Source organism: Nocardioides sp. (assembly GCF_031422975.1).
Classification (GTDB): domain Bacteria; phylum Actinomycetota; class Actinomycetes; order Propionibacteriales; family Nocardioidaceae; genus Nocardioides.
In genome coordinates, this window is sequence record NZ_JANPEO010000439.1 from 1 (window position 1) to 5,447 (window position 5,447).

The 5,447-nt window shown below is 69.9% G+C and carries 6 protein-coding genes and 1 pseudogene; 5 read left to right on the forward strand and 2 right to left on the reverse strand.

Annotation, left to right across the window (positions count from 1 at the left end; translation table 11 throughout):
• Both RMO85_RS13220 and RMO85_RS13225 read left to right on the forward strand, forming a co-directional pair.
• A pseudogene (locus RMO85_RS13220) lies at positions 1–453 on the forward strand (methylmalonyl-CoA mutase family protein); the annotation flags it as partial.
• Positions 450–1,205: a helical backbone metal receptor gene (locus RMO85_RS13225; protein WP_310529190.1), complete on the forward strand. Its 756-nt coding sequence runs from the start codon at positions 450–452 to the stop codon at positions 1,203–1,205. The pseudogene RMO85_RS13220 and the gene RMO85_RS13225, both read left to right, overlap by 4 nt.
• 5 nt (positions 1,206–1,210) lie before the next feature.
• On the opposite strand, the gene RMO85_RS13230 is transcribed toward RMO85_RS13225, so the two are convergent.
• A complete protein-coding gene (locus tag RMO85_RS13230) occupies positions 1,211–3,199 on the reverse strand; it encodes a DNA topoisomerase IV subunit B (RefSeq protein ID WP_310529193.1) in 1,989 nt (662 codons plus the stop codon).
• A 338-nt stretch (positions 3,200–3,537) separates the two neighbouring features.
• On the opposite strand from RMO85_RS13230, the gene RMO85_RS13235 reads away from it, so the two are divergent.
• The 3 genes from RMO85_RS13235 to RMO85_RS13245 all read left to right on the forward strand — a co-directional run bounded on the left by RMO85_RS13235 (position 3,538) and on the right by RMO85_RS13245 (position 5,188).
• Positions 3,538–3,792 carry a hypothetical protein gene (locus tag RMO85_RS13235; RefSeq protein ID WP_310529194.1) on the forward strand — a complete coding sequence of 85 codons (255 nt, stop codon included), beginning with the start codon at positions 3,538–3,540 and terminating at the stop codon, positions 3,790–3,792.
• 89 nt (positions 3,793–3,881) lie between these two features.
• A complete protein-coding gene (locus RMO85_RS13240; RefSeq protein WP_310529191.1) occupies positions 3,882–4,361 on the forward strand; it encodes a DUF456 domain-containing protein in 480 nt (159 codons plus the stop codon).
• Entirely contained in the window at positions 4,361–5,188 is an 828-nt protein-coding gene (locus tag RMO85_RS13245) for a DMT family transporter (protein ID WP_310529192.1), read from the forward strand. Before RMO85_RS13240 ends, RMO85_RS13245 begins: the two co-directional genes overlap by 1 nt.
• A gap of 158 nt (positions 5,189–5,346) precedes the next feature.
• On the opposite strand, the gene RMO85_RS13250 is transcribed toward RMO85_RS13245, so the two are convergent.
• Positions 5,347–5,447: sigma factor-like helix-turn-helix DNA-binding protein (locus RMO85_RS13250; RefSeq protein WP_310529195.1), on the reverse strand; the 101-nt coding region annotated here is incomplete at its 5' end.

A 5,447-nucleotide genomic window follows, 5' to 3' on the forward strand; every position in this document is an offset into this window, starting at 1 on the left:
GTCGACGAGCTGACCGACCTCGTGGAGACAGCTGTGCTCGCGGAGTTCGACCGCATCTCCGAACGCGGGGGGGTGCTCGGCGCGATGGAGACCGGCTACCAGCGCGGCCGCATCTAGGACGAGTCGATGCTCTACGAGCACCGCAAGCACGACGGCTCGCTGCCCATCGTCGGCGTCAACACCTTCGTCAAGCCCGACTCGGACGTCTCCCCGCCCGAGGTCGAGCTGGCCCGGGCGACCGAGGCGGAGAAGGAGTCGCAGCTCTCCCGCGTCCGGGCGTTCCAGGCCGCGCACACCGCCGAGGCGACCGAGGCGCTGGCACGGCTCAAGGAAGCAGCGGTGAACGGCGACAACGTCTTCGCGGTGCTGATGGACGCGGCGCGCGTGTGCTCCCTGCAGCAGGTGACCGAGGCGTTCTTCGAGGTCGGCGGGCAATACCGCCGCAACGTGTGATCGACGACCTGGGGACCCCCCTCGCCCGCCGCCCGGCGGTCGTACGCCGCGTGGTCAGCCTCGTCCCCTCTCTCACCGAGGCACTCGCCAGCGTCGACCGGGGCGCGCTCGTCGGCGTGACCGACTGGTGCACCCACCCCGGCGACCTCGAGGTGCCGCGGATCCGGGGCACCAAGAATCCGGACACCCGCGCGATCGCCGCGCTCGCACCCGACCTCGTGATCGCCAACAAGGAGGAGAACCGCGAGCTCGACGTCCGCCGGCTGCGTGCCGCCGGTGTCGAGGTGTGGGTGACCGACATCGAGACGGTGCCGCAGTCGATCGCGTCCATGGAACGGCTCTTCGACGAAGCGCTCGGCTGGGACCGGCCTGCCTGGCTCGGCACGGCCCGACAGCTGTGGTGCACAGACCCCACCCCTGCGCGAGCGCGCGTCGCCGTACCCATCTGGCGCGATCCGTGGATGGTCGTCGGCCGCGACACCTTCACCGGCGACCTGCTGGCCCGCGCCGGCCTGCCCAACGTCTTCGCCGACCACGCGGAGCGCTACCCCGCCCTCGACCTGGCCGTCATCGACGGCGCCGGCGCCGACGCGGTGCTGTTGCCCGACGAGCCCTACGTCTTCACCGCCGACGACGGACCCGAGTCGTTCGCACGGACGCCGACCGAGCTCGTCGAGGGGCGGCTGATCACGTGGTACGGCCCCTCCCTGATCGAGGCCCACGCGGTGTTGCAGGCCCTCCTGCCCCGCTGAGGGTCCTACGCGTCGAGCGACTCCACGTCGACCTCGTAGGCACCCTGCACGATGAACTCCTTGCGCGGCGCGACGTCTGAGCCCATCAGCAGCTCGAAGACCTGGGCCGCCACCTCCGCGTCGTCGACCGTCAGCCGGCGCAGGGTGCGGTGGCGCGGGTCCATCGTCGTCTCCGCGAGCTGGTCGGCGTCCATCTCGCCGAGCCCCTTGTAGCGCTGCGGGGGCTCCTTCCAGCGCAGGTTCTTCTTCTTCAGCTCCGCCAGCTTTCGGTGCAGCTCGTCATCGGAGTAGGTGTAGACGTACTTCTCCGTCCCCTTCTTGGGGTTGGTCAGCTCGATCCGGTGCAGCGGCGGCACCGCGGTGTAGACGCGACCGGCCGTGAGCAGCTCGGGCATGTACTTGAAGAACAGCGTGGCGAGCAGGCAGCGGATGTGCGAGCCGTCGGAGTCGGCGTCGGCCATGAAGATGATCCGGCCGTAGCGGGCGGCCTCCAGCTCGAAGGTCCGCCCCGAGCCGGCCCCCACGACCTGGATGATCGAGGCGCACTCGGTGTTCTTGAGCATGTCGCCGACGGAGGCCTTCTGGACGTTGAGGATCTTGCCGCGGATCGGGAGCAGTGCCTGGTACTCGGAGTCACGGGCGAACTTCGCCGTGCCCAGCGCCGAGTCACCCTCGACGATGAACAGCTCGGTGCGCTCGTTGTCGGCCGATCGGCAGTCGGCGAGCTTGGCGGGCAGCGCGGAGGACTCGAGAGCGTTCTTGCGGCGCTGGGTCTCCTTGTGCTGCTTGGCCGCGATCCGGGTCTTGGAGGCGCCGACGACCTTCTCCATGACCAGCTTGGCCTGGGCCTTGTCGGCACGCTTGGTGGAGGTGAGGAAGTTCCTCAGCTCCGACGCGACGACCTTGCGCACGACGTTGCGGGCGGCAGGCGTGCCGAGGATCTCCTTGGTCTGCCCCTCGAACTGCGGCTCCGCGAGCCGGACGGTGACCACGCCCGTCATGCCCTCCAGCACGTCGTCCTTGATCACGTTGTCGTCGTTGACCTTGAGCACCTTGGCCGAGCGCATGACGTCGTTGAACGTGGAGGTGATCGCCTGCTCGAAGCCGCTGACGTGGGTGCCGCCCTTGGGGGTGGCGATCACGTTGACGTAGGAGCGGACCTGGGTGTCGTAGGTGTTGGACCAGCGCAGTGCCACGTCGACGGTCAGCTCGCGTTCGACCTCCTGGGGGGTCATGTGACCCTGGTCGTCGAGCAGCGGCACGGTCTCGGTGAAGGTGTCCATCCCCTGCAGGCGCAGGATGTCGGTGACCGGCTCGCCCTGGGAGAGGAAGTCGGCGAACTCGCTGATCCCGCCCTCGTGGAGGAACTTCTCGCAGACCGGCTCGGGGCCGCGCTGGTCGTTGATGACGAGTTCGAGGCCGGGGACGATGTAGGACGTCTGACGGGCCCGTCCGAGCAGTCCCTCGAGCTCGACGCCGGCGTCCTTGGTGAAGATCTGTCGATCCGGCCAGAAGTGGACCCGGGTGCCGGTCTTGCCCTTCGCGACCCGCTTGCCCTTGCGCGTCAGGCCCGACTGGGCCGTGAAGGTCGCGGACGGGCCGTCGCCGGAGAACACGCCGGGCACGCCCCGCTGGAACGAGAGGCCCTGCTGGGTCGGGGAGCGGTCGACGTCGATGTCCATCCGCGACGAGAGCGCGTTGACGACCGAGAGGCCGACGCCGTGCAGGCCGCCGGTGGCGACGTAGGAGCCGCCGCCGAACTTGCCGCCGGCGTGCAGCTTGGTGGCGACCACCTCGACGCCGGGGAGCCCCGTCTTGGGCTCCTTGTCCGTCGGAATGCCGCGCCCGTCGTCGTAGACCTCCACCGAGTCGTCGGGGTGCAGGGTGATCTCGACGCGACGGGCGACGCCCGCGAGCGCCTCGTCGACCCCGTTGTCGATGATCTCCCACAGGCAGTGCATCAGCCCGCGGGTGTCGGTCGAGCCGATGTACATGCCCGGGCGCTTGCGGACCGCTTCGAGCCCCTCGAGGACGAGTAGGTGTGCTGCGTTGTACGTGTTGTCTGCTGGTGCCGCCACAGGGAGAAAACCTACCCGCGACACGCCGTGGACCAGTGCAGGGCACGCTGCCCGTTCCAAGGTCGCTACAGGGCTAGCGTGATCTCATTCGCAGTACGCAATCCGTTCGACCGCAACGCTCCGAACACTTGATACGTCCCACGGTTGGGGGTAACTCCTCCCAGCAGACGGATCAGTGACAGGATGGGCCCGTCCCACCCCGATCGCACCAGCCGGGAATCTTTGACCCGGTGGCTACGTTGGGCCAGACACCGATGGAGAGAAATGAGGCCGATGTGAATACTGCCATTGCCCCCCAGCCTGCCGCCCTGACGGCGGGTGACCGCTGCGACCGCTGCGGTGCACAGGCCTACCTGCGTGTCGAGCTTCAGACCGGCGGTGAATTGCTCTTCTGTGCCCACCACGCCCGTGAACACGGAGACAAGCTCCGTTCGATCGCGGCCAACGTGCACGACGAGACGCACAAGCTCGAGCCCACGCCGGCCGGTGCCCGCGAGAGCGAGCACTGAGCCGACGCCCACGACGTTGAGGCGGCCCCCGACCTGATGGTCGGGGGCCGTCCTTCGTCTGTCCCACCGTGCTGTGGAAGGCTCGCCTCGTGAGCGCCACCGAACTCGTTGTCGCCGTCCTGCTCGTGGTCGGTATCGCGGGCATCATCGTCCCGGTGATCCCCGGCCTGCTGCTGATCCTCGGCGGCCTCCTCCTGTGGGCCGTCGACCTCAACACCTCGAGCGGCTGGGTGGTCTTCGCCGTCGCCACCACGTTCCTGGCAGCCGGAACCGTGGTGAAGTATGTCGTGCCCGGCCGCCGCCTCAAGGCGGCCGGAGTCCCGCGCTCGACCATGATCATCGGCGGCGTCCTGGGCGTCATCGGCTTCTTCGTGATCCCGGTGATCGGACTGTTCCTCGGCTTCGTGCTGGGGGTGTACGCCGCCGAGCGCCGTCGCCTCGGCCCGGTGGCCGCCCCTCCGGCGACCCGCCAGGCCCTCAAGGCGGTCGGCCTCTCCCTGCTGATCGAGCTCACAGCATCGCTGCTGGCCGTCGCCACGTGGGTGGTCGGCGTCGTGGTGACCGGCTGATGGGCGTCCTGCTGGCCCTCGGGGCGGCTCTCGGCTACGGCCTCTCGGACTTCGTCGGCGGGGTGGCGGCCCGCCGCACGTCGCCCTGGCCGGTCGCGTCCATGGGCGCCGTCGGCGCATTCGCCTGCTCGGTCCTGATCGCGCTGGCCACCGACGGCCGTGCCACAGGTGGCGCTCTCGCCTGGGGTGCCCTGGCGGGCGTCGGCGCCGGACTCGGTGGCGCGTTCCTCTACCGCGGACTGGCGGCTGGCCGGATGGGCGTGGTTGCCCCCGTGTCCGCCGTGGGCGCCGCCATCTTGCCGGTCGTGGTGGGCGTCACCACCGGCGAACGTCCCGAGCTGCTCGTCTGGCTGGGCATCGCCGCGGCGGTCCCCGGCATCTGGCTGGTCAGCCGCGAGCCGGGCGGGGACAACGTCGCTGCTGGTCTGGTGGACGGCGTCCTGGCCGGGCTCGGCTTCGGCCTTCTGTTCGCGGCGATCGGCCAGGTCCCCGAAGGCGCCGGCTACTGGCCGTTGGTCCTCGCACAAGCCGCGGCCCTACTCGCCGTGGTGACCACGGCGACGCTCCTCAGGGCCGGCTGGCTGCCCCGGGCCCGCTCCGAGGTGACGGGCGGCCTGCTGGCCGGTGCCTTGGCGAGTGCGGCTGCGTTCGGCTTCCTGCTCGCCACCCAGTCCGGGCTCCTGACCGTGGCCGCGGTGCTCACCTCGCTCTACCCCGCGTTCACGATCCTGCTCGCTGCGACGGTGCTGCGCGAGCCCATCCATCGCGGTCAGGCGCTCGGGCTGGCCTTCTGCGGGCTGTGTGTGGCACTCGTGGCCGCTGGCTGAGCCTGGACGCCTGTGGGCCGGCCCGGACCAACTGGCGGCGCCCGACATGGACTTCGGCCGATCACATGTCGGCGGCCGCCAGTTGATCGCAGCGCACCTGCCAACGCGCGCGAGCCCACACGGAGCAAGGGTGCCCGCGGGTGGCAGGCGACGTCGGATCAGTCGAGGTAGTCGCGCAGCACCTGGGAGCGGCTCGGGTGACGCAGCTTGCTCATCGTCTTCGACTCGATCTGGCGGATCCGCTCACGCGTCACGCCGT